The sequence below is a fragment of the Nonomuraea sp. NPDC005650 genome, from assembly GCF_040605375.1.
Taxonomy (GTDB): Bacteria; Actinomycetota; Actinomycetes; order Streptosporangiales; family Streptosporangiaceae; genus Nonomuraea.
The window spans coordinates 167312-190267 of record NZ_JBEXCR010000002.1; the positions used below are offsets into that span (position 1 = coordinate 167312).

23 protein-coding genes are annotated in these 22956 nt (G+C 71.2%); 14 read left to right on the plus strand and 9 right to left on the minus strand.

The features are described from left to right. Positions 1–79 precede the first annotated feature (79 nt). The gene (locus ABZS69_RS03590; protein WP_355365820.1) at positions 80–2416 is read left to right on the plus strand and encodes a M28 family peptidase; all 2337 of its coding nucleotides are present in this window, start codon (positions 80–82) and stop codon (positions 2414–2416) included. Here the strand turns inward: ABZS69_RS03590 and ABZS69_RS03595 are convergent. Beyond that, positions 2403–3872 carry a long-chain fatty acid--CoA ligase gene (locus ABZS69_RS03595; RefSeq protein ID WP_355365823.1) on the minus strand — a complete coding sequence of 490 codons (1470 nt, stop codon included), beginning with the start codon at positions 3870–3872 and terminating at the stop codon, positions 2403–2405. The two genes, ABZS69_RS03590 and ABZS69_RS03595, sit on opposite strands and share 14 nt — an antisense overlap. Next, positions 3859–5220: a helix-turn-helix domain-containing protein gene (locus ABZS69_RS03600; protein ID WP_355365826.1), complete on the minus strand. Its 1362-nt coding sequence runs from the start codon at positions 5218–5220 to the stop codon at positions 3859–3861. The genes ABZS69_RS03595 and ABZS69_RS03600 overlap by 14 nt, the downstream gene beginning before the upstream one ends. Before the next feature lie 179 nt (positions 5221–5399). On the opposite strand from ABZS69_RS03600, the gene ABZS69_RS03605 reads away from it, so the two are divergent. From ABZS69_RS03605 to ABZS69_RS03625, 5 genes are read left to right on the plus strand one after another with little or no spacing between them, the layout of a single operon-like run. Then, a complete protein-coding gene (locus ABZS69_RS03605) occupies positions 5400–6158 on the plus strand; it encodes an ABC transporter ATP-binding protein (RefSeq protein ID WP_355365829.1) in 759 nt (252 codons plus the stop codon). Further along, positions 6155–6868, plus strand: coding sequence for an ABC transporter ATP-binding protein (locus ABZS69_RS03610; protein ID WP_355365832.1), 714 nt, complete (start codon positions 6155–6157; stop codon positions 6866–6868). The genes ABZS69_RS03605 and ABZS69_RS03610 overlap by 4 nt, the downstream gene beginning before the upstream one ends. Before the next feature lie 3 nt (positions 6869–6871). Continuing rightward, complete coding sequence (locus ABZS69_RS03615) at positions 6872–7753, plus strand: branched-chain amino acid ABC transporter permease (protein ID WP_355365835.1); 882 nt, start codon at positions 6872–6874, stop codon at positions 7751–7753. Next, positions 7750–8832 (plus strand): branched-chain amino acid ABC transporter permease, encoded by a 1083-nt coding sequence (locus ABZS69_RS03620; RefSeq protein WP_355365838.1) that lies wholly within the window; start codon positions 7750–7752, stop codon positions 8830–8832. The genes ABZS69_RS03615 and ABZS69_RS03620 overlap by 4 nt, the downstream gene beginning before the upstream one ends. Positions 8833–8837: 5 nt before the next feature. Next, positions 8838–10100 (plus strand): ABC transporter substrate-binding protein, encoded by a 1263-nt coding sequence (locus ABZS69_RS03625; protein WP_355365841.1) that lies wholly within the window; start codon positions 8838–8840, stop codon positions 10098–10100. Positions 10101–10107: 7 nt separating this feature from the next. Here the strand turns inward: ABZS69_RS03625 and ABZS69_RS03630 are convergent, their stop codons facing one another. Then, positions 10108–11061 carry an NAD(P)-dependent oxidoreductase gene (locus tag ABZS69_RS03630; RefSeq protein WP_355365844.1) on the minus strand — a complete coding sequence of 318 codons (954 nt, stop codon included), beginning with the start codon at positions 11059–11061 and terminating at the stop codon, positions 10108–10110. A 78-nt stretch (positions 11062–11139) separates the two neighbouring features. Between ABZS69_RS03630 and ABZS69_RS03635 the strand changes: the two genes are divergently transcribed. After that, entirely contained in the window at positions 11140–12063 is a 924-nt protein-coding gene (locus ABZS69_RS03635) for an AEC family transporter (protein ID WP_355365847.1), read from the plus strand. A 17-nt stretch (positions 12064–12080) separates the two neighbouring features. On the opposite strand, the gene ABZS69_RS03640 is transcribed toward ABZS69_RS03635, so the two are convergent. Genes ABZS69_RS03640 through ABZS69_RS03655 form a run of 4 tightly spaced genes read right to left on the minus strand, consistent with a single transcriptional unit; the run spans position 12081 to position 13838 of the window. Then, positions 12081–13235 (minus strand): methyltransferase domain-containing protein, encoded by a 1155-nt coding sequence (locus tag ABZS69_RS03640; protein ID WP_355365850.1) that lies wholly within the window; start codon positions 13233–13235, stop codon positions 12081–12083. Further along, positions 13235–13369: a hypothetical protein gene (locus tag ABZS69_RS03645; protein ID WP_355365853.1), complete on the minus strand. Its 135-nt coding sequence runs from the start codon at positions 13367–13369 to the stop codon at positions 13235–13237. The genes ABZS69_RS03640 and ABZS69_RS03645 overlap by 1 nt, the downstream gene beginning before the upstream one ends. 44 nt (positions 13370–13413) lie before the next feature. Next, a complete protein-coding gene (locus ABZS69_RS03650; RefSeq protein ID WP_355365856.1) occupies positions 13414–13626 on the minus strand; it encodes a hypothetical protein in 213 nt (70 codons plus the stop codon). Continuing rightward, complete coding sequence (locus ABZS69_RS03655; RefSeq protein WP_355365859.1) at positions 13623–13838, minus strand: hypothetical protein; 216 nt, start codon at positions 13836–13838, stop codon at positions 13623–13625. Before ABZS69_RS03655 ends, ABZS69_RS03650 begins: the two co-directional genes overlap by 4 nt. 264 nt (positions 13839–14102) lie before the next feature. Between ABZS69_RS03655 and ABZS69_RS03660 the strand changes: the two genes are divergently transcribed. Continuing rightward, positions 14103–14894: an XRE family transcriptional regulator gene (locus ABZS69_RS03660; protein ID WP_355365862.1), complete on the plus strand. Its 792-nt coding sequence runs from the start codon at positions 14103–14105 to the stop codon at positions 14892–14894. Here the strand turns inward: ABZS69_RS03660 and ABZS69_RS03665 are convergent. Continuing rightward, entirely contained in the window at positions 14866–15678 is an 813-nt protein-coding gene (locus ABZS69_RS03665) for a haloacid dehalogenase-like hydrolase (protein ID WP_355365865.1), read from the minus strand. The genes ABZS69_RS03660 and ABZS69_RS03665 overlap by 29 nt on opposite strands. A gap of 43 nt (positions 15679–15721) precedes the next feature. Here ABZS69_RS03665 and ABZS69_RS03670 point away from each other — a divergent pair, with 43 nt between their 5' ends. From ABZS69_RS03670 to ABZS69_RS03685, 4 genes are all read left to right on the plus strand, one after another. After that, on the plus strand, positions 15722–16852 hold the full coding sequence (locus ABZS69_RS03670; protein WP_355365868.1) for a sensor histidine kinase: 1131 nt from the start codon (positions 15722–15724) through the stop codon (positions 16850–16852). 66 nt (positions 16853–16918) lie between these two features. Further along, positions 16919–17590: a response regulator transcription factor gene (locus ABZS69_RS03675; RefSeq protein ID WP_355365871.1), complete on the plus strand. Its 672-nt coding sequence runs from the start codon at positions 16919–16921 to the stop codon at positions 17588–17590. 100 nt (positions 17591–17690) lie between these two features. Beyond that, positions 17691–18674 carry an NAD(P)-dependent alcohol dehydrogenase gene (locus tag ABZS69_RS03680; RefSeq protein WP_355365874.1) on the plus strand — a complete coding sequence of 328 codons (984 nt, stop codon included), beginning with the start codon at positions 17691–17693 and terminating at the stop codon, positions 18672–18674. 88 nt (positions 18675–18762) lie between these two features. Next, on the plus strand, positions 18763–19512 hold the full coding sequence (locus ABZS69_RS03685; RefSeq protein ID WP_355365877.1) for a sulfite exporter TauE/SafE family protein: 750 nt from the start codon (positions 18763–18765) through the stop codon (positions 19510–19512). Here ABZS69_RS03685 and ABZS69_RS03690 read toward each other — a convergent pair whose 3' ends face one another. Continuing rightward, positions 19513–20214 (minus strand): hypothetical protein, encoded by a 702-nt coding sequence (locus tag ABZS69_RS03690; protein ID WP_355365880.1) that lies wholly within the window; start codon positions 20212–20214, stop codon positions 19513–19515. Positions 20215–20360: 146 nt separating this feature from the next. Between ABZS69_RS03690 and ABZS69_RS03695 the strand changes: the two genes are divergently transcribed. Both ABZS69_RS03695 and ABZS69_RS03700 read left to right on the plus strand, forming a co-directional pair. Next, positions 20361–21704, plus strand: coding sequence for an AAA family ATPase (locus ABZS69_RS03695; RefSeq protein WP_355365883.1), 1344 nt, complete (start codon positions 20361–20363; stop codon positions 21702–21704). Continuing rightward, a complete protein-coding gene (locus tag ABZS69_RS03700) occupies positions 21701–22891 on the plus strand; it encodes a tetratricopeptide repeat protein (RefSeq protein ID WP_355365886.1) in 1191 nt (396 codons plus the stop codon). Before ABZS69_RS03695 ends, ABZS69_RS03700 begins: the two co-directional genes overlap by 4 nt. Positions 22892–22956: the final 65 nt, after the last annotated feature.

The window sequence follows — 22956 nt, forward strand, 5'->3', positions numbered from 1 at the left end:
GACCTGAGGAAAACCGCAGGTCGGTACGGGCATGCGCATCATTCCGCCACCCCGGCCCGCGTCCCTAACGTTCCTGGCCATGACGGGAAAGTTGTTCGACGTGCCCCGCCGGGGGTTGGCGGGGCTGTGCGCCCTGCTCGCCCTGGCGGGCGTGATCATGTTGACCGCCATGGCGGACAGCACGATGCAGCCCCTGCCCGCCTCGGCGCCGGACGGGGAGTTCAGCGCGGAGCGGGCGCTGCGCCATCTTGAGAGGTTCGCCACCGAGCCGCGCCCGATCGGCAGCCGGGCCGGCGAGCGGGCCAGGGACTACCTGACCGGGCAGCTGCGCGCGGCGGGGCTCGACGTGCGGGTGCAGCGGGCCATCGGCGCGAACTCCGCGGCCGGGCTGGCCTCGTTCGGGCAGGTGAACAACATCGTGGCCACGGCGAAAGGCGGCGACCCGACCGGGACCCTGGTGATCGCCGCGCACTACGACTCCGCGGCCATGGGCCCGGGGGCCTCCGACGACGCCGCCGCGGTCGCGGCCATGCTGGAGACGGTACGGGCGCTCAAAGGCACCCCGCTCCGCAACGACCTCGTGCTGCTGATGTCGGACGGCGAGGAGGACGGCGTGCTGGGCGCCGAGGCGTTCGTCAGGGAGCACCCGCTGGGCCGCGCGGGCGGGGTGCTGCTCAACTGGGAGGCCAGGGGCGTGAGCGGCCCGTCGCTGATGTTCCAGACGTCCAGGGACAACGCCGGGCTGGTCGAGACGTTCGCGGAGGCCGTGCCGCACCCGCGCGGCGACTCCACGCTGGGCGAGCTGTACCGGCTGCTCCCGAACAACACCGACTTCACCCCGATGGCCGAAAGCGGCTTCACCGGCATGAACTTCGCCTACATCGAGGGCTCGTCCCGCTACCACACCGCCGACGACTCCATCGCCCACCTCGACCGGGGCAGCCTGCAGCACCACGGCACGAACATGCTGGCGCTGGCCCGCGCGCTCGGCGGCACCGACCTCGGAGCGCTGCCCGCGGACCATGACGTCACCTATTTCCGGATCTTCGGGACCATGGTCACGTACCCGAACGCGCTCGTCTGGCCCCTGGCCGGGCTCGCCGCGGCGGCGGTCGCCGGGCTGGCGGCGCTGGCGCGCAGGAGGCGGCTGGTCAGCCTGCCCCGGCTCGCCGTGGCCGCCGCGTCGGGGGTCGTGCCGCTGCTGCTCTCGGCGGCCCTGGCGCAGGGGCTGTGGGAGGTCATGGTGGCCTGGCGGCCCGCGTACGACGGGATGGGCGGGCTGCTGCACCGCCCGCAGGCGTTCCAGGCGGCCGTCGTGATCCTCGCCGCGCCGGCGCTGCTCTGCTGGTACCTGCCGCTGCGCCGCCGCCTCGGCCCTGCGGCGCTGGCCGTCGGCGCGCTGGTCTGGCCTGCCGGGCTCGGCCTGCTGTGCGCCCAGGTCGCGCCGGGCATGTCGTACGTGCTGACGCTGCCCGCGCTGTTCTGCGCGCTCGGCGGGACGGCCGCGATCCTGCTGCGCGGCGCCGTCGTGGACGGAGGCGCGGCCCGCCGTGCGGCGGCCCTCCAGGTGACGGCGGTGACGCTGGGCGCGGTCGTGGCGGCGGCGCTGCTGCCCGCCCTGGCCAGGACCGCGTTCGACGGGATGGGGCTGGCGCTCGGCGGGGTGCCCGCGCTGGTGCTGGCGCTCTTCGGGCTGACGGTGCTGCCGATCGTGGAGCTGTGCCTGCCGGAGCGCGGGCAGTCCTTCGTCCCGCTCGTGGCCGCCGGGCTCGCGGTGCTGCTGGTCCCGATCGGACTGGCCCGGGACGCCTTCGACCCGGCCAACCCCTTGCGCACGCACCTCGCGTACGTGATGGACGCCGACGCCAAAACGGCGAGCTGGGTCAGTGCCGACGTGGAGCCGCCCGCCTGGACCAGGAGGTACGTGTCCGGCCACGACACCACGCCGCTGCCTCCCGGCTACGCCCGCGGCACCTCGCTCTGGACGGGACGGGCGCCAGCGGCGACCGGTGCCGCCGCGCCCCGCGTGACCGTGCTCGGCCGTGACGGGGACACGGTCAGGCTCCGCGTGAGCGCCGGCCGGGCGGCGCGCTCGATCACGCTGCGGGTCGAGCGCCCGATCACCGCGGCGACGGCCGCCGCCGACGGCATGACCCCGGTGAGCGTGGACGTCACCGGCGTCCGGGCCGGCACGTGGCCGGGCGAGATCCGCTTCCGCGGCCTGCCCGCCACCGGAGCGGAGATCTCGCTGCGGGTCCCGGGGGCGGACCGGTTCCGGCTGACCGCCGTCGCCGAGACCGACGGCCTCCAACGGGTGCCCGGATTCGTCCCGAGGCCGAAGGGCGTGGTCGCGGCGACCCGGGAGGACGGCGACCTCGTGGCGGTGACCCGTACGTACGAGATCAGCGCGAGATGAGGGCCCGCTTGAGGATCTTGCCCGTGGGGCTCATCGGCAGCTCGTCCACGAACGAGACGCGCCGCGGATATTTGTAGGCCGCCACCCGCTCCCTCACGAAGTCGCGCAACTCCTCGCAGCTCACCGGCGCGCGTAAAGCCACCACGGCCTCGACCTCCTCGCCGAGCCCTGGGTGCGGCACGCCGAAGACGGCCGCCTGCCGCACCGCCGGGTGCTCGTACAGGACCTCCTCGACCTCGCGCGGGTAGACGGTGTAGCCGCCGCGGATGATCACGTCGCGGCGGCGGTCCACCAGGTAGAAGTAGCCGTCCGCGTCCACCCGGCCCAGGTCGCCGGTGTGGAACCAGCCGTCGCGGACGGCCTCGGCGGTGGCGGCGGGGTCGTTCCAGTAGCCCTTCATCACGTTGGGGCCGCGCACGACGATCTCGCCGATCTCGCCGCGCGGCGTCTCCCGGCCGTCCTCGGTGACGATCCTCATCTCGACGTCCCTGATCGGCCAGCCGATGGAGCCGGGCCTGCGGTGCCGGCCGCCCCGGTTCGTGGCGGCCACAGGGGACGTCTCGCTCAGCCCGTACCCCTCGATGATCTCGCACCCGAACCTGGCCTCGTACGCCCGCAGCACGTCCAGCGGCAGCGCGGCCCCGCCGGACGTGCAGACCCGCAGCATCGACAGGTCGGAGGCGCCGGGATGGTCGAGCAGCGCGATGTACATGGCCGGCACGCCCTGGAAGACCGTCACCCCGTCGCGCCTGATCACCTCCAGCGCCCGCCCCGCCTCGAACCGGCGCAGCAGCGTCAGCCGCGCCCCCGCGTGCACGGTCGCGTTGAGCGAGCACGTCTGCCCGAACGTGTGGTAGAGCGGCAGCGCCCCCAGCACCACGTCGTCCACGCCGAGCGCGTGCATGCGGGCCACGGTGGCGGCGTTGCCGCCCAGGTTCGCGTGGGTCAGCTCGACCCCTTTGGGGCGGCCGGTCGTGCCCGACGTGTAGTGGATGACGGCCGTGTCGTCGCCCTCCATGGCGGCGATCTCGCGCTCGGCCGCCACGCGCCGCAGCAGCCGGCGGAACTCCTCGGGCACCACGAAGAAGCAGTCCGCCGTCGTGCCCGCCGTGCCCGCCTCGGCGACCTCCGCGAACGCGTGCCAGGCGATCAGCAGGCGGGCCCCGCAGTCGCCCAGGTACGCGGCGATCTCCCGCTTCTTCAGCAGCGGGTCGAGCGGGACCACGACGGCCCCGATCCGCAGCACCCCGTAGTAGACGACGCCGAACTCGGGCACGTTCGGCAGCATGATCGCGACCCGGTCGCCGGCGCCGATCCCGCGGCAGCGCAGCAGCCCCGCGAGCCGGGCGCTCAGCTCGTCCAGCCCGCCGTAGGTGAGCTCCGCCTCGTCCAGCGTGAGAGCCGCCCGGCCGCCGAGTCGCTCGGCGGCGATGTGGAGCCGGTCAGCGAGGTTCATGGCAAGACCGTACGTCGCCTCTCCCATGCCTCTCATCGGTCGCGGTGGCCAGTCTTTCCCGCCCGGCATTGGTCGGCCCGAGAGTCGGTTGCGAGTCCTGCAGCGCGATGGCGACCAGCAGCTCGACGAGATCGTCGATCGAGCGCAGGCTGCGCCCGGTGCGCTCCTGGATCCTGCGCAGCCGGTACTGGGCGGTGTTCGGGTGGATCTGCAGCCGCTCGGCGGCGGCCCGCAGGTTGAGGTCGGCCGCGGCGAACGCCCTGATCGTGGCCGTCAGCACGCCGCCGCGCGCCCGGTCCTCCGCCAGCAGCGCCGTGATGCGCGGGTCCACCAGGTTGCGGGCGGTGTCGTCGGCCTTCAGCGCCAGGTACTGGAACGGCGTGATGCGCGGCAGCGCGGCCACCCCGCCCTCCTCGGGCACGAAGTCCAGCACGGCCCTGGCCTCCTGGTACGCCTGCGGGATCTGCGCGACCCCGGCAGACACCGTGCTGATGCCCATGGCCAACCTGATCCCCTCGGCGGTCAGGGTCTCCAGCACTGACTGCATCCGGTCGCACAGCTCCTCCGCCCCGGCGCCGGGGCCGAGCACGGGGACCGCCACGATCTCCGACTGGCGCACGACCGACAGCGTACGGGTGCCGTTCCCGACGGTCCTGGCGATGGCGGCGCAGGCCGCGTGCCGGGCGTCGGCGCCCCCGTCGAACGCCGCGGGCGGCCCGGCGAGCACCGCGATCACCACGAGCAGCGGCGTGCGCGCGTCGGAGCCCAGCCCGTGGGCCTGGGCCGCGGCCAGCTCCCTGCCCCGCGTCGGCACGCAGCCCGCCAGCAGCGTCTCCAGCAGGTCCCGGCTCTCTCGCACGGCCTCGGCGGCGGCGTACTGCTGGAACTCCATGTACGCGTTCGCCGTGTGCGTGCTGGCGAAGTCGGCGTACCGCATGAGCTCGGCCACCAGCGACAGGGCCGCCTCGCGGCCCGCGAACGAGCGGCCCGACCGCTCGACCACCGCCTCCCAGAAGATCCGCTGCCCGACCCTGAAGGCGTTGATGTAGTCGGCCAGCGCGACGCCCGCCCTGGCCCGGCGCATGGCCGGCCGGCGGGTGAACGAGATGTCCTCGTGTGTGACCGTGCGCTCCTCCAGCAGCACGCCCAGCTTGGCGCGGTAGTGCCTGACCACGTGTTCCCGCACGTCGGCGAGGAAGTCCGGCCCCTGCGCCGCGTAGACGGCGATCTCCCGGGTGATCGCCGCGAGCGCGGCGTCGGCCAGCTCGTCGACGTCGGCGAGCAGCTCGGCGAGGATGCGCGAACGTTCCGCGCGGACGGCTTCCACGGTGCTCGAACCAGTGGACATGCCCGGGATGATCCATGCCCGCCGCCGGGAGGTCAACGGGTCGTGACCGGTCCGAGACCCACCCTGTGCTCAGCGGACAACTCGCCCCGAACATCTTGGGTCACCGTGCCCAATGCGGCCCTTGACCGGCGGATCCTACGCTGAGCCCACATTCAGAACATTGTTCTCCAGGAGGCCGGATGCTGGAGGTGCACGATCTTACCGTTCGCTTCGGCGGCATCACGGCGCTGGACGGCGTGGGCTTCGAGGTGGCGCGCGGCGAGATGGTGGGGCTCATCGGGCCGAACGGCGCCGGCAAGACCACCCTGTTCAACTGCCTGACCCGGCGGTACGAGGCCGGCTCGGGCACGATCGTGTACGAGGGGAAGGACCTGACGGCCGTGGCGCCGTACGCGATCGCGGAGCTGGGCATCGCGCGCACCTTCCAGAACCTGGGCCTGTTCACCCGGCTGTCGGTACGCGACAACGTGCTGGTCGGCGCGCACCACAGGGGCCGCGCCGGCTTCTTCACGGCGGGGCTGCGGCTGCCCGGCGTGCGCCGCGAGGAGCGCGCCCTGCGCGCGGACGCCGACGCCGTGATCGAGCGCCTCGACCTGACCGGCGTGGCCGATCACCCGGCGAGCGGGCTGCCGTTCGGGACGCTCAAGCGGGTCGAGCTGGCCCGCGCACTCTTGGGCCGGCCCCGGCTGCTGCTGCTCGACGAGCCGGTGAACGGGCTGAACGCGGCCGAGGTCGAGGAGTTCGCGGGCACACTGGACGCGATCCGCTCCGAGCACGACCTGACCGTGATCGTGGTCGAGCACCACATGGGGTTCGTGATGGGGATCTGCGAGCGGATCGTGTGCCTGGACTTCGGCCGCAAGATCGCCGAAGGGCCGCCGGCCGAGGTGCGGCGCGACCCCGGCGTCATCGAGGCCTACCTGGGGACCGCCGTATGAGCCTCGTGGTAGAAGACCTGGTGGCAGGGTACGGAGACGCCCGCGTGCTGCACGGCGTGCGCCTGACCGTCCGCGAGGGCGAGATCTGCGCGATCCTCGGGCCGAACGGCGCGGGCAAGACGACCCTGCTGCGGGCGCTGTCCGGCATGATCAGGACCCGCGGCCGGGTCTCGCTGGACGGCGTGGACCTGGTGGGCCGCTCGCCCGACGCGCTCGCCCGGCAGGGCGTGGCCCACGTGCCCGAGGGGCGGGGCACGTTCATGCCGCTGACCGTCGAGGAGAACCTCCGGCTCGGCGCCTTCGTCCGGCGCGACCGCGCCGCCGTGAACGAGGACCTCGAACGCGTCCACACGTACTTCCCGGTGCTGAAGACCCGGCTCAAGCAGGCCGCGGGCAGCCTCAGCGGCGGCGAGCAGCAGATGCTGGCCATCGGCCGGGCCCTCATGCTGCGCCCCAGACTGCTCCTGCTCGACGAGCCGTCGCTCGGCCTGGCCCCGCTGGTCACCCGGGAGCTGTTCCGCATCGTCCAGGCCGTCAACGCAGAGGAGCGGACCACCGTGGTCGTCGTCGAGCAGAACGCCCATCTCGCCCTCGGCATCGCCCAGCAGGCGCACGTGCTGGAGACCGGGCGGATCGTCCTGTCGGGCACGGCCGAGCAGATCAGGGCGGATGAACAGGTCGCGCAGTCCTACCTCGGGTACCGGGTGTAGCCGGTGGCCGGATTCGCGCAGCAGGTCGTCGAGGGGCTCGGCGCGGGCGCCATCTACGCGAGCATGGCGCTGGCCCTGGTGCTGATCTACCGGTTCACCGGAATCGTGAACTTCGCCCAGGGCGAGCTGGCCATGTTCTCCACGTACATCGCCTGGCAGTTCATGGCCGCCGGGGTGCCGTTCTGGGCGGCGCTGGCGCTCACGCTGGCGGTGTCGTTCGCGGGCGGGATGCTCATCGAACGGGTGATCATCCGGCCGGTCGAGGGCGCTCCCGAGCTGACGCTGGTCATCGTCACCGTGGGGCTGTTCATCTTCGTCAACGCCGCCGCCGGGTGGATCTGGTCGTTCCTGATCAAGGACTTCCCGAACCCGTTCCCCGGCGGCGCGCTGGAGGCGGGTGGGATCGCCGTGAGCTTCTCCACGCTCGGGGTGCTCGGCGTGGTGGCGCTGGTCATGGGGCTCCTGTACGTGCTCTTCCAGCACACGAGGATCGGGCTGGGGATGCGGGCGGTGGCCACCAACCCCGAGTCGGCGCGGCTCGTCGGGATCCGGGTGGGCTGGACGCTCGCGCTCGGCTGGGGACTGGCCGCCACCGTGGGCGCGGTGTCGGGGGTGCTGGTGGCGCCGCTGCTGTTCCTGGAGCCGAACATGATGGGCGGCGTCCTCATCTACGCGTTCGCGGCGGCGACGCTCGGCGGGTTCGACAGCCCGGTGGGCGCGGTCGTCGGCGGGCTGATCGTCGGCGTGGCGGAGACGCTGGCCGGGGCCTACGTCGGGTTCATCGGGTCCGATCTGAAGGTGGGGGTGCCGTTGGTGATCATCCTCGGCGTCCTGCTGCTGCGACCCCGCGGCCTGTTCGGGCGAGCGGTGGTGGAGCGATCATGACCGGCCCCGCGGAGACGAACTCCGCCCACCCGGCACCCGGCGCCCCGCCCGACGCGCCCGCCACCACCTCCACCGACGCGCCCGCAGCGACACCCACCCCCACTTCCAATGGGACGCCCGCCACGATCTCGCCCGCGGTCCGCCGGCGGTGGGTCATAGGTGCGGCGCTCCTGGCGGCCGCCTGTTACGCGCCCTTCCAGCTCGCCCCCTTCCACGTCTTCCAGCTCACGATGGTGCTGGTCTACGCCGTCGCCCTGCTCGGTCTCAACCTCCTCGTCGGCCACGCCGGCCAGATCTCGCTCGGCCACGGCGCGTTCTTCGCCGTCGGCGCGTACGCGACCGCGATCCTCCTCGACCGCTGGGCGCTCCCGTACCCGCTGACCCTGCCCGTCGCGGCGGGGGCGGCGTTCGTGCTGGGCCTGGCGTTCGGACTGCCGGCCATGCGCCTGCGCGGCCTGTACCTGGCGCTGGTCACGCTCGCCGTGGCGATCTTCCTGGTCCCGCTGCTCAAGCGCTTCGAGCCGGTGACGGGCGGGTCCATGGGCCTGACGCTGGCCAAGCCCGCGCCGCCCGCCTGGAGCGGACTGGCCGAGGACCAGTGGCTGTACTTCCTCACGCTGGCCGTCGCCGTCGCCTCGTTCCTGGTGGCGGGCAGCCTGCTGCGGTCGCGGGTGGGCCGGGCGCTGCACGCCATGCGGGACGACGAGATGGCGGCCGAGGTCATGGGCGTGCGGCTGTCGTTCTACAAGACGTTCGCGTTCGCGTGGAGCGCGATGTTCGCCGGAGCGGCGGGCTGCCTCTACACGTGGGTGATCGGGTTCGTGTCGCCGGACTCGTTCACGGTCAACCTGTCGATCACCCTGCTGGCCGGCCTCGTCGTGGGCGGGCTCGGCTCGTTGTCCGGGCCGGTGCTCGGCGGGCTGTTCGTGATGTTCGTGCCGAGCATCGCACAGGACGTCAACGACGCCGCGCCCGGCGTCATCTTCGGCCTGCTGATCATCGCGGTGATGTACGTGGCCCCGACGGGGCTCGCCGGGCTGGCCGGACGCTTGATCAAGAAGGTTCCCCGGAAGGAGTAAAAGGGATGCGTGTATCTGCGATCGGGGCTGCTGCGCTGCTTCTCCTGGTCGCCGCCTGCGGGGGGCGGGACAGCGGCGATTCGGGCACGACCGCGTCGGGCCAGTGCCAGGGACAGCAGACGACCGGCATCACCGACAAGACCATCAAGCTGGGCGGGATCTACCCGCTGTCCGGCCCCGCCTCCGCCTACGGGGACATCCCCAAGGGCATCAAGGCGTACTTCGACTACGTCAACGCCGAGAAGGGCGGCATCGGCGGGCGCAAGGTCGAGTTCGTCGTGCGCGACGACGGCTACCAGCCGCCGAAGGCCGTCGAGGAGGCGCGCAGGCTGGTGGAGCAGGAGCAGGTGTTCGCGCTGTTCCAGACGCTCGGCACGCCCTCGACCACCGCCACCTGGGACTACACGAACCAGCGCAAGGTGCCGCAGGTCTTCGTCGCCACCGGCGCCTCCAAGTGGGGCACCGACACCGCGCACCCGTGGACGATCGGCTGGCAGCCGAACTACGTCTCCGAGGCCCGCGTCTACGCCCAGTACCTCAAGCAGGAGAAGCCCCAGGCCAAGGTCGCCGTCCTCTACCAGAACGACGACTTCGGCAAGGACCTGTACGGCGGGTTCAAGCGGGCCGTCGAGGGCAGCGGGATCACGATCGCGGCCGAGCAGAGCTACGAGGTGACCGACCCCAGCATCGACCCCCAGATGCGCAACCTCGCCGAGTCGAAGGCCGACGTCCTCCTCGACATCACGACGCCCAAGTTCGGCTCGCAGGCGCTGGCCGCCGACACCAGGAACACGTCCTGGAACCCGCTGCACATCATCAACAACGTCTCCGCCTCGATCACCGTGCTCAAGCCGGTCGGCTTCGAGAACGTGCAGGGCATCGTGTCGGCCTCGTACTACAAGGACCCCAACGACCCGACGTGGCAGAGCGACCCGGAGATGGTGCTCTACAAGCAGAAGATGCAGCAGTACGCGCCCGGCACCGACCCGAACGTGCCCTTCTTCACCTTCGGCTGGGCCGTGGCGAACAGCTTCCACAAGGCCATGGAGGCGGCCAAGTGCCCGACCCGCGAGGGGCTGCGTGACTCCGTACGCAACCTCCAGAACGTGAAGATCGACATGCTGCTGCCGGGCGTGACGCTGGAGACCGGTCAGGGAGACGGCTTCCCGATCGAGTCGATGCAGCTGATGACCTTCAAGGGCGAGCGCTGGGAGCTGTTCGGCGACGTCATCGACACGAGGAAGGCGTTCGGCCCCCTCACCGGGTGACGCCCCCTCACCGGGTGAGGGTGCCCGCCCGGACCAGCCAGTCGACCGCCTCGGAGATGGCCTCGAGCGGCGCGTAACGGGGCCGGTGCCCCAGGAGCCGCTCGGCCTTCTCCATGCTGCAGTGAGGGCTGTAGGAGATGTGGTCGAGCGTGATCTGCGCGTCCCGCTCCGACACCGTCTCCCGCCACTGCTCCCACGGCAGGAACGTCAGCCGCGCCTCCTGCCCGAACCAGCCCGCCACCGCCTCGGCGTAACCGCGCAGCGTCAGGGCGGTGGTGGCCACGGAGTGGAAGCTCTCGCCGACGGCGGCCGACGGGCTGGCCATGGCGTCCACGAACAGCCGCGCCACGTCGTCGGCGTGCACGTGCTGGACGGTCTCCATGCCGAAGTTCGGCAGCGCCAGCACGTCGCCGTCGGCCAGCGCCTGGAACACCGCGGGGTTGACGTTGCCCGCCGGGTTGACCGGCACCCAGCCGGGGCCGGTGATGTGACCGGGGTGGATGATCGTGACGGGGAAGCCGTCGCGGTGCGCGCGGTCGAGGAGGTGGGCCTCGATGGCGGCCTTCTGCTTGCCGTACTCGCCGAGGGGGCGCTTGGGCATGTCCTCGGTCGTCGGCACCCGGCTGCTCGGCCCGTGCGTCCAGATCGTCCCGCAGTGCAGGAACTGCCGGACCCGTCCGGTCAGGGCCGCCGCCAGGTCGCGGGCGCTGGTCTCCGTGAAGCAGATGAGGTCGATGACGACATCGGCCTCCAGCTCCACGATCCGCCGCCCGAACGTGCCGTCGGCGTCCTCCGCGTCGCGGTCGGCGGTGACCTGGGTGACCCGCTGCCAGGCTCCGTGCGGGCTGTAGGGCTCCCGCTTGCCCCGGCTCACGGCCACGACGTCGTGTCCGCCGTCGACCAGTCTGGGGATGAGGTACGTGCCGATATGACCACTGGCGCCAATCACCGCTACTCGCATGCGCTCAGCGTAGACCCGCCGCTTCGCCGGTCAACCATCCCGATACGCTGCTGAACGTCCCATTTCGGAGGTTGCTCAGTGTCGGGGGTTGTCGCGGCGTTCGTCGCCCTGGTGTCCGTTGCCGTGGTCGGCTACCTGATCGGGATGGGGGGTCTGCTGCGCGCCAGCGACGAGCTGGTGCTCTCGCGCCTGGCCTTCTTCGTGGCCACCCCGGCGCTGATGTTCGCCACCGTGTCCCGGGCGGACCTGCGCATCCTCTTCTCGCCGGTGCTGCTGACCGAGGTGGTGGCGGTGGCGTTCGTCCAGCTCGTCTACGTGCTGGTGGCGCGGCTGGCCTGGCGCCGCGACCGCCGTGAGGCCACGATCGGCGCGCTGGCCTCGTCGTACGTGAACGCGGGCAACCTCGGCGTGCCCATCGCGATCTACGTGCTGGGCGACGGCGCGCTGGTCGCCCCGATCCTGCTCTTCCAGCTGATCGTGCTCACCCCGGTCTCCTTCCTCATCCTCGACAAGGGGGGCCGCTCGGTGCGCGCGGCCCTGCTCCTCCCGCTCCGCAACCCCCTCACGGTGGCCTCACTCCTCGGGCTCGTGCTGGCGGTCAGCGGGATCTCCCTGCCCCTGCTGATCATGCGCCCGGTCGAGCTGCTCGGCGGCGCGGCCGTGCCCGTCGCCCTCGTCGCCTACGGCCTCAGCCTGTACGGCTCCCAGCGCGCCCCCGCGGCCCCCGAGGCGAACGGCGTCGGCAAGGACATCTTCCTCGCGGTCACGCTCAAGGCCTTCGTCCAACCGGCCGTCGCCTACCTGACCGCGCGCCTGGCCCTCGGCCTCGACGGCAGCGCCCTCCTCGCCGCCACCCTCTTCGCCGCCCTGCCGACGGCGCAGAACATCTACGTGTACGCCGTGAACTACGACACCGGCCGTCGCCTGGCCCGCAGCGCGGTGCTGCTGACCACGGGCCTGTCGATCCCGATCATGACGACCATCGGCGCGGTCCTGGGCTGAAGACAGCGGCATCCGCATTACCCGCGACTGAGCCCGCACACCACATGGTCGGGGGTGTCCAGCCACACGTGCCGGCCTTCCGGGGCCACGGTCATCCCGAACCGGTCACGTCCCGGCTCACCCCAGCCGACCCACCGGAAGTAGGCGTCGGTGACCTCCTCCCAGAGCGGACGGTCGCCCATCTGGTAGACGATGTGGTCCGGGTCACCGCGCTGATGGACAGCGACCGCCCACTCGCCGGGGTCGGCCGGATTCAGGACATACGTCAGGAATCTGTTCTCTTCCCGGCTGATGTGCGAGTAGAGGCCGGTGATGGCCGCCATCGCCAGGTCTGCGCCGGGTGGGGCCAGCCCGATGGTCCGCGGGTGCACCGGGGTGGGATGGTGCTGACCGCTGCCGTCGTCGGCGACGTACGGAATCGGCCGCTGAGAGCGCATCATCATGTAGGAGGCGTGGCCAGGGAAGCGGCCGATCGCGGTGCCGTCCGGCAATGTCACCAGCCGCAGCACGTGATCGCCCCCGAAGCCGGGGCAATACGGGAGGACGACGACCCCTCCGGGGCGGCACTGCTCGACCCACGCGTAAGGGATGGAGCGGATGCCGCAGGTGACGTGGACCCGATCGTACGGCGCCCGCCGAGAACAGCCGTCGGCGCCGTCGCCCACGACCACGTCCGCGCGCACGCCGGCTGAGGCGAGATTCCTGGCGGCTTGATCAGCCACCATCTGGTCGATCTCGATCGACGTCACGCTCCCGTGCAGGCCGACCAGGTGAGCGAGCAACGCTGCGGTCCAGCCCGTCCCGGTACCCACCTCCAGCACCCGATCGCCCGGCTCCGGGTCGAGGATCTGCAGCAGGTGCGCAACGGTGCTGGGCGCGGACGAGGAAGACGTGTACGCGCCTGTGCGGGCCCTGATGCCGGTGCCGCCGTCGTCGAGTTGGGTCACGATGGGACTTCGCGAGTAGACGGTGTCCCACCAGGTATCGGGGTCGGCGACCCGATCGATGACGAACGCCTCGTCGGGGTCGCCCGGCGTGGCGAGCGCGACGTCGGGGACGAACAGGTGGCGCGGCACCGCACGGATGGCCTCGGCGACGAAGCCCTGGATATCGTCGAATCCGTCGATGTACGCAACCAGGCGCTCGATGTGCCGCGCTGTGGCCTCATCCACTACTTCTTGCCGTCCTTACCGTCGCCATCCGCGTGCTTGCCGCCGGACTCCTTGCAGCCGTCGGGCGAGGCCTTGCTGGGATCGGCCTTGAACGGCTCATCCTTGGGGCTTTTAGGATCTTCATGCTTGCCCACGCCGAAATTCTCCTTCTTCGATGAATGCGGCGCCGATCTTGGCTTCATGCCGCGTCACGCGCCGTCCTGGTCGGCGACGGCCGCCTTCGGCGTCGCAGTTCCTGCTCCAAGTGCTCGAAGAGCTCGGGCATCGTTGCGCCGCAACGTACGTTGGAGAGTCCGCTGCCGTCGGGTACCAGAACGGTGCGGAAGGCGATGTAGCCGCCTCCGGCCCCTTCCAAGATCTCCCAGCCCGGGAAGCTCTTCGTCGTCGTCACCGCGTCTGCCATCCTCGTGCGAGGCTGTGCACGCAGATCGCGGCCTCTTCGTACGCGCCGACCAGGAAGTGAGGCACCTCGGTACGACCCGTCAGCCGCGCACGAAACACGCGGTCCTCCGCGCCGCCGACTACCTCCACCTGTCCGCGCAATGCGTCGCTCCCGCCACGTACCTCCGGCACAGCGGTCATGCGGTCGATGTAGCGGGGCACCCGGTGGCGCGTATCTGAGACGTTCAGGGACTGAAGCGCAGGACGGAGTACGCCGAGAAGTGCCCCGTTTTGCTTAATTCGATCCACTGATGCGAAGTTTCCGGCAGTTGCCACCTCACATGCTCCTCACGTGCTTACTTCGAGTGCGCGGAATACATGAGAGCAGTTCAACTCAATGCGGCCGACAATAAAACCGCGCGACGGGGGCTTTACGGGGCGTTACGGCGATGATAAAAACGCCCTCAAACGTCCCTGGAGGTTCCCATGGCCAACGACCGTCTTCGCGCTACCCTGGCCGCCGGCGGCTATACAGAGGGCGCACTAGCCTCCCAGCTGGGCCTGGATCCCAAGAGCGTGCAGCGGTGGGTCACCCGCGAAATCACGCCGCGTCGCTCGACCGCATATGCGGCAGCCAAGCTGCTCGGAGTGGCTGCCAGTTGGCTATGGCCGAAGTTGGACGAGGATGCCCGAAACGCCTCCAAATCGGAAGTCGTCACGTTGTATCCGCATCGAGCTGACACACCGAACCGCCTATGGCTCGATCTGCTCGCAAATGCGCAGGACGAGATCTGGCTGTTCGCCAATGCCAGCCTGTTTTTGCCCGAGGAGAATCCGGAGTCAATTGACATTCTCGCGCGCAAGGCCACACAGGGCGCAACAGTACGAATCATGATGGGTGATCCGGACAGCCCAGAGATGGCGCTACGAGGTGTCGAGGAGCGCTTGTACGACGCCATCCCCGGTCGTATCAGAATGGCTCTGACCTACTACGCGCCGCTGGTAGGGATCGAAGGCGTAACGTTCCGCCTGCACCGCACTTCCCTCTACAGCTCCATCTTCCGGTACGACGACCACATGCTGGTCAACCAGCACATCTACGGTACCTACGGCTATCTGGCGCCCGTCCTCCATCTCCGCCGTCTTGAAGGCGCCGACTTCTTCGACACCTACGTCCGCAGCTTCGAGCGGGTGTGGGAATCCTCCTACCCCATTGAAGATTCCAACTTCTGGCAGCAACGCCAGGTCTCTACCGGGACAGGCCGGTCAGTTTCGTGACCGCGGCGACCAGTGCCGAGGTGTCGGTCAGGTCCGAGAACACAACATCCGCACCGGCCGCTGCCAGCACGTCCATGCTGTCCGACCCTGTCGCCACGCCGATGACCGCGGCCCCGCCGTCCACTCCGGCCGCTACATCGCGTGGCGTATCGCCGATCAAAACGGTCGAGGAGCGGCAGAAGGAGTGGCCATATTTGCGCGCGGCGCGCTGCTGAGCGACTGCGACCAGGTCGGCACGTACCCTGCCGTCCGCCCCGTACCCGCCGACCTCGAAATCCAGACGGTCGTGCAGGCCGAATACCGACACCTTCACCATCGCATTGGGCTTGATGTTGCCGGTCAGCACGGATTGGACGACTCCGGGCACCCCGGCGAGCGCGGTGATCACGTCCAGCGCACCGGGCAAGGCATGCCCGCGCTCGCTCAGTCGCGTCCGGTTAAGGGTCATCGCCGTCTCCAGCGCCTCGCCCAACCGCGCCCGTTGGTCGGGGGACGGCTCGATACCGTGCCCCCGCAGCAGGTTGACCATGATCTGCGGATCGGTACGGCCATCGGTCTCAGCCCGGTATATGGCAGGCTGCCCGGTCAGCAACTCGAAGGCCCGGGCGTAGGTCTCCTTACTCACTCCACCGTTCTCGATCAGCGTGTGATCGACATCCCAGAGCACCAGTCCCGCCATCACCGCATCGCCCCCGCGCACCTGGACCGTTGTCCCAACCGTATCTGCGTACCCCGCGCTGTTGCGTGCTGATCCGCCAAGTGCCGTCACGATCGAGGTGGCCACGGGTCTGTCCATCCTGACTATGACCGCGAATTACCATAAGAGTGTGCTTCGCTCCTTCTGGAACGAGCCCCGTCCCTCCGACCCTCCCTTACGCGTGTGGCGGGACTGGGCGCTCGTAGGGGTGCTCGTGCCGCTCGCGCTGCTCGAAGGGGTCGTCCGCCCCGACCTGCCGTGGCGGGCCGTCTCGGTGACCGTCACGGTCGGGCTGGTGTTCACGCTGCTGTGGCGGCGCACCAGGCCGCTGCTGATGCTCGCGATCCCGTTCCTCACGACGACCCTGGCCCCGCTGGTGACGGACGGCCACCGCGCCGAGACGTACACGATGGCGTTCCTGCTGATCATCGTGTACTCGCTGAACCGGTGGGGGTCGGGGCGCGAGATCGTGATCGGCTTCGCGATCATGCTCGTGTCCGTCGGCATCTCGGCGTCCTTCTACGACCTCGCCCCGGCCGACGCGATCGCCGCGTTCGGCGTCATGTTCTCGGCCATCGCGCTGGGGGCGGCGTTCCGGTTCCGGGCCAGGGCGCGGATGCGCGAGCTCGACCAGGTCAAACTGCTCGAACGCGAGCACCTGGCCCGCGACCTGCACGACATCGTCGCCCACCACGTCTCCGCCATGGCGATCCGGGCGCAGGCGGGCCTGGCGACGGCGCCCTCGCGGCCGGAGGCCGCCGTCGAGGCGCTCCGCGTGATCGAGGCCGAGGCGTCGCGTACGCTTGCCGAGATGCGCGCCATGGTCCGCGTCCTGCGCCGCCACGAGCCGGCGGAGCTGGCGCCCGGGCGGCGGATCGCCGATCTCGAACAGCTCGCCGGGCGCGCCCGCGTGGGCCCGTCCGTGGAGGTGGAGATCTCGGGCGACCTCGACGACCTGCCCCCGGCGGTCGGCGCCGCGATCTACCGCATCGCGCAGGAGTCGGTCACCAACGCCCGGCGACACGCCCGGCACGCCACCCGCATCGAGATCCGCGTGGCCGCCGACGACACGTCGGTGCGCCTGCGCGTCAGCGACGACGGCGAGACCGGCTCCGCGCGCTCGATCTCATCGCCCGGCTACGGGCTCATCGGGATGATCGAGCGCGCCGGCCTGCTGGGCGGCACCTGCGAGGCCGGCCCGAACCCCGACCGCGGCTGGACCGTGACCGCCGTGCTCCCCCGCACGGGGGCGGCGACATGACCGCCATGCTTCCTCGCGCCGGGGCGGCGACATGACCGCAGTGCTTCCCCGCACGGGGGTGGCGACGTGAGCGCCCAGGACCGGGACATCCGGGTGATCGTCGCGGACGACCAGGAGATCGCCCGCACCGGGCTCAGGATGATCCTCGACGCGCAGCCCGGCATCGAGGTCATCGGCGAGGCCGGCGACGGGCGGCGGGCCGTCGAGCTCGCGCAGCGGCTGCGCCCCGACGTGTGCCTGTTCGATATCCGCATGCCCCGCCTCGACGGCATCGAGGCCACCCGCCGCCTGGCCGGGCCGGGCGTCGCCGATCCGCTCGCCGTCGTCGTCATCACCACCTTCGACCTCGACGAGTACGTCTACGCCGCCCTCAGGGCGGGCGCCCGCGGCTTCCTGCTCAAGGACGCCGGCCCGGATCTGCTCGCCCAGGCCGTCCGAGCCGCGGCCGACGGCGACGCGCTCATCGCCCCGAACATCACGGCCCGGCTGCTGCAGACCTTCGCCTTCTCCGGGCGCGCCACGGCGCCGGCGCAGCCCCGCGAGACGCTGACCACCCGGGAGGAGGAGATCCTGGTCACCGTGGCCCGCGGGCGGACCAACAACGAGATCGCCGACGAGCTGCACATCTCCCTCAGCACGGTCAAGAGCCACATCGCGAGCCTCATGCTCAAGCTCGGCGTCCGCAACCGCGTCGAGATCGCCATGTGGGCGTACGAGACCAAGCGCGTGAAGCTCTGATCCGGCCGATCGGCCAGGGAAGAGGTCGTACTTTCGGCTGTAGAGGGCGCGTGGCGGGCTTGGCGACACTGGTCGAGAGTCCCCCACAAGGAGAGAAGCGATGAAGGCGTTCGTCCTACCCTCGTACGGCTCACCCCTCGTCCTGACGGACCTCGACCAGCCCGTTCCCGGCGACGGCGAGGTGCTGGTCCGGGTGCGCGCCACCTCCGTCCAGCCCTACGACTGGCACTTCCTGCGCGGCGAGCCGTACGTCGCCCGCGTGATGGGCGGCGGCGGCCCCGGGCTGCGCCGGCCGCGGTTCAGCGTCCTGGGCGCCGACGTGGCCGGGCACGTGGAGGCGGTCGGCAAGAACGTGACCGAGTTCAAGCCCGGCGACGAGGTGTACGCGATGCCCAAGCAGGGCGGCTTCGCCGAGTACGTGTGCGTGCCGGAGAGCGAGCTGGCGCCCAAGCCGAAGAACATCTCGTTCGAGGAGGCGGCGGCGGTGCCGATGGCGGCCGGCACCGCCCTGCTGGCCCTGCGCGACGACGGCCGCGTCCAGCCGGGAGACCGCGTCCTCGTCAACGGGGCCTCCGGAGGCGTGGGCACGTTCGCGATCCAGCTCGCCAGGGCGTTCGGCGCGCACGTCACCGGCGTGTGCGGCTCCAGGAACGTGGGCCTGGTCCGGTCGCTCGGCGCGGACGAGGTCATCGACTACACCAAAGAGGACTTCACCCGGAGCGAGCGGCGCTACGACCTGCTGCTGGACATCGCGGGCAGCCGCTCCGGCTCCGCCTGCCGCCGGGTGCTGACCCGCAAGGCGACCCACGTCCTCATCGGCGGCCCGGCCGGCCGCTGGTTCCAGCCCGCGAGCCACGTCTTCGCCACGCTCGCGGCGGGGCTGTTCGTGTCCCAGCGGATCGTGGTGACCGAGGTGGTGCCCTACCCGGAGACCAAGCGGAACCTCATGACGCTGACCGAGCTGATCGAGGGCGGCGAGATCCACCCGGTGATCGACCGGACCTACCCGTTCGCCGATCTTCCTGCGGCCGTCAGGTACCAGGAGGAGGGTCACGCATCGGGGAAGGTCGTGATCTCCATCTGAAATCATGACCGGATGGACACGTCACTCCCATCTCACATCGTGGAATGATTTGTCTTAGAAAATAAGACATGGCCTAAAGTCTCCAGACATGACACCTTTGGAGATGGTCGCGGTGCTCGCGGCCGGAGTCGCGGGCGGGGGCATCAACGCCGTCGTCGGCAACGGGTCGCTGATCACGTTCCCCACGCTGCTGGCCGTCGGCCTGCCACCCATCACGGCGAACGTCTCCAACAACATCGGCCTGGTCCCGGGCGGCATCACCGGCGTCATGGGCTACCGGCCCGAGCTGAAGGGCCAGCGGGAGCGGCTGCTCAGGCTGGCCCCGGCCTCCGTCGTCGGCTCGCTGGCCGGCGGGCTGCTCCTGCTCACCCTGCCCGAGAGCAGCTTCAACGTGATCGTGAGCGTGCTGATCGCGATGTCCTGCGCGCTGGTCCTCATCCAGCCCAAGCTCAGCAGCCTGCTGGCCGCCCGGCCCGGACACGAGCACGGCGGGCCGTGGCTGTGGCTGGGCACGCTCGCCGCCGGCGCCTACGGCGGCTACTTCGGCGCGGGCCAGGGCATCCTGGTCATCGGGCTGATGGGCATCATGCTGAACGAGAAGCTGCAGCGCATCAACGCGGCCAAGAACGTGCTCGTCCTGCTGGTCAACTTCACCGCCGCCGTCCTGTACGCCCTCGTCGCGGACGTCGACTGGCAGGCCGTGCTGCTGGTGGCGCTGGGCTCGACGATGGGCGGTTTCCTCGGCGCGCGACTGGGGCGCAAGCTGCCCGCGCCGATCCTGCGCGGCGTGATCGTCTGCATCGGCGTCGTCGCGATCGTCAAGCTCCTGACCACCTGATCAACCGGACAGGCCGAAGAAGAAGGCGACCGGGACCAGCGCCACGACCAGGGCGGCGGCCCACCACCGGGGAGCGGGGCCGTCGCGCAGCACGGCGACGCCGAGCGGCACGAACGCGACCGCCAGCCCGGCCAGCGCGACCAGCGAGATCGGGTCGCTGCTGCCCTTGAGCACCCCCAGCGGCAGCCCGGCCGCCAGCGCCAGGCAGACGCACCGGATCACGCCCAGCGCCCTGGCCCGGTAGGCGCCGACGGCGAGCACGACCCAGCCGGCCATGATGCAGACGTTGACCGCCTTGAACACGTGGAAGGCGCCGTAGGTCTCGCTGACCGCCCTCTGGGCCGGCGCCAGGCCGAGGGCGTCCACCAGTTGGAAGGCCAGGTGGCTCACCCCGGCGTGGAAGACCCGTCCGAAAAGGCCGAGGATCACCAGTGTCGCGCCCCATTGCGCCCAGCCGGGGTGCGACCTGCCGATCAGGCGGGCCAGCGAGGTCACGGCGGGCCACAGGAGCACGACCCCGGCCGCGTACAGGCTGTAGGAAAGGACCATCCGCTCCGGTTCGGCGGCGTAGGCGGCGAGCTGGTCGGGGAAGAAGTCGCCCGCGCCCGCCCGGATGAGCACCCCGGCCAGCAGCAGCGACGGGCCGAGCACCAGCCCGGCGCCCTCGACCCAGCGCCCGGGAGTCATGTGCGTGATCGTCATGCCACCGATCCAAGCGGCGGGCGCGCCCGCGCACACGGGCGCTGCCGCGAGAACCGGAGGTGGAGCCAGGACTACCCCGGCTCCCGAGAGGGGTAGTCTGCGTAGTTTTAGTACGACCGAATCCTGCGACAGAAGGGACCAGGCACGTGCCCGACGATGCCGGCCTCCAGGCACTGCGCGAGGCGGCTCGCCTGTCTCCGGACAACCTCCCGCTCCGTCGGCATCTCGCCGAGCAGCTCCTGACCAAGGGATACCTGGCCGACGCCGAGGCCGAGTTCCGCGCCGCCCTCCTGCTCGCACCCAAGGACCCGGACATCTCGGCGGGGCTGGCGGAGGCGTTCGTCCGGCAGAGCGCCCACGGCGCGGCGCTCTCGGCACTGGAGCCGTTCCTGGCCTCGCCCGGCTACCCGCCGCGGATGGGCGTGCTCGCGGCCAGAGCGCTGCTCGGCGAGGGCGACTTCGGCCGGGCGGCCTACCGCTACCACGAGGCGGTCTCCCGCGACCAGTCCGTGGCCGACCCCGAGCTGGCGGCCCGCCTGACCACTCCGCCCGCCCCGTCCGTACCCGCCCCGCCGCCCGCGCACCACGTGCCGCCGGTGGACTCGCCCGCCGATGCGGAGGTGGAGAGGTCGAAGGTCACCTTCGCCGACGTGGCCGGGATGGACGCGGTCAAGGAGGCGCTGCGGGTGAAGCTGCTGCTGCCGCTCCAGCAGCCCGAGCTGTTCGCCGCGTACGGCAAGCGCGCCGGCGGCGGCGTCCTCATGTACGGTCCGCCGGGAGCGGGCAAGACCCACCTGGCCAGGGCCGCGGCGGGCGAGCTCGGCGCGGCGTTCGTCAACGTCGGCCTGTCCGACATCCTCGACATGTACATCGGGTCGAGCGAGCGCAACCTGCGCGCCACGTTCGACCTGGCCCGCCGCAACCGCCCGTGCGTGCTGTTCTTCGACGAGGTGGACGCGCTGGCCGCGCGCCGCTCCGACATGCGCCAGGCCCACACCCGGCAGCTGGTCAACCAGTTCCTGGCCGAGCTCGACGGCGTCGACCAGGACGCCAACGAGGGCGTCCTGGTGCTGGCCGCCACGAACGCGCCCTGGTACATCGACGTGGCCTTCCGCCGCCACGGGCGGTTCGACCAGCTCGTCTTCGTGCCGCCGCCCGACGCGTCGGCGCGCGCGGCCATCCTGCGCCTCCTGTGCCGCGACAAGCCGCTGGCCGAGATGGACTTCGACGCGGTGGCGCGGATCACCGACCACTTCGTCGGCGCGGACCTGAAGGGCGTGGTGGACCGCGCGGTGGAGGCCAAGCTCCATCAGTCGATCAGCGCCGGTCGGCCCATCCCGATGACCACGAACGACCTGCTGGCCGTCGCCCAGGGCACCAGGCCGACGGCGGTGCGCGAGTGGCTGGCCACCGCGCGCAACTACGTGCTGCACGCCAACGAGTCCGGCGCGTGGGACGAGCTGATGCCCTGGATCAAGGGCAAGTGGTGAACCCGCGCGAGTCGATCCAGCGGGCGCACACGCTGCTGCAGATGCGCCGCCCGGCCGACGCGGAGCGGGAACTGCGCGGCGTGCTCACCCAGCTGCCCGACCACTTCACCGCGCACTCGCTGCTCGGCCTGGCCCTCGTGCAGCAGGGCAGGACCGCCGAGGCCGTGACCGAGGCCCAGGAGGGGGTACGGCTGGCGCCCGACCAGTCGTTCCCGCACTACATCGCCGGGCAGGTCTACCTCCGCATCCAGCGGCCGGACCTGGCCGTCACCTCCGCCCGTACGTCGCTGTCGCACAACCCCGAGTCGGCGGCGACCTGGGAGCTGCTGACCCGCGCCCACCTGCGGCTGGGCCAGTACCCCGAGGTCGTCGAGACGGCCCGGCGCGGGCTGGCCATCGACCCGCAGGACTCGGACCTGGTGAGCCTCCTCGCCATGGCGCACGTCAAGCTCGGTGAGGCGGAGCAGGCCAGGGCCGCCGCCGCGGACGCCGTACGGCTCGATCCGGAGAGCTCCATCGCGCACCTGGCGTACGGGCACGCGGCGCTGGTCTCCGGCGACCCGAAGACGGCCGCCGCCGCCTTCCGCGAGGTGCTCCGCCTCGACCCCGGCTTCGACCCGGCCAGAGACCTGCTCGTCACGGCGCTCAAGCAGCGCAACCCGCTCTACCGGATCCTGTCGAACCTGCGCGGCCGGTTCCTGGGCGGCTGGCGGATGGTCTTCCTGCTGCCCCTGGTGCCGCCGCTCATCGCCGTGTTCGTCCTCATCGCGGTGCTGCACTGGGCGGCGTGGGTGGCCGAGGCGGTGACCGTGCTGCGGCTGGCCCGCGCGAAGGCGACCAGGCTGCTGTTCGAGGGCGTCGAGGGCCGCGTGGCCGTCGCGGGCTGCGCACTGGCGGTCGCCGGAATCGGGGTGCTCGCGCTGGGCATCGCGCTCGGCCACGAGGCGCTCGGCACGGCGGGGGTGGCGGTCATGGCGCTGGTCACCCCGGTGCAGGAGGCCACGCACACGGGCTCGGCCCGCGGGCGCCGCGTGCTGTACGGCTGGACGGGGCTGCTGGTGGTCGCCATCGTCGCGTCCGTGGTCCTCGCCTCGCCGAGCGTCGCGCTGCTGGCCGTGTACGCCGGGCTCGGCGCGATCTGGGTGGCCGCGGGCGTACGCCGGCTGTTCCCCGCTCCCGAGCGCTAGCCTGCCCGCTGAAACTTTCAAGCATTCTTCCTGGTCACAGCCATAGAACCCATGGTGCGTTGACG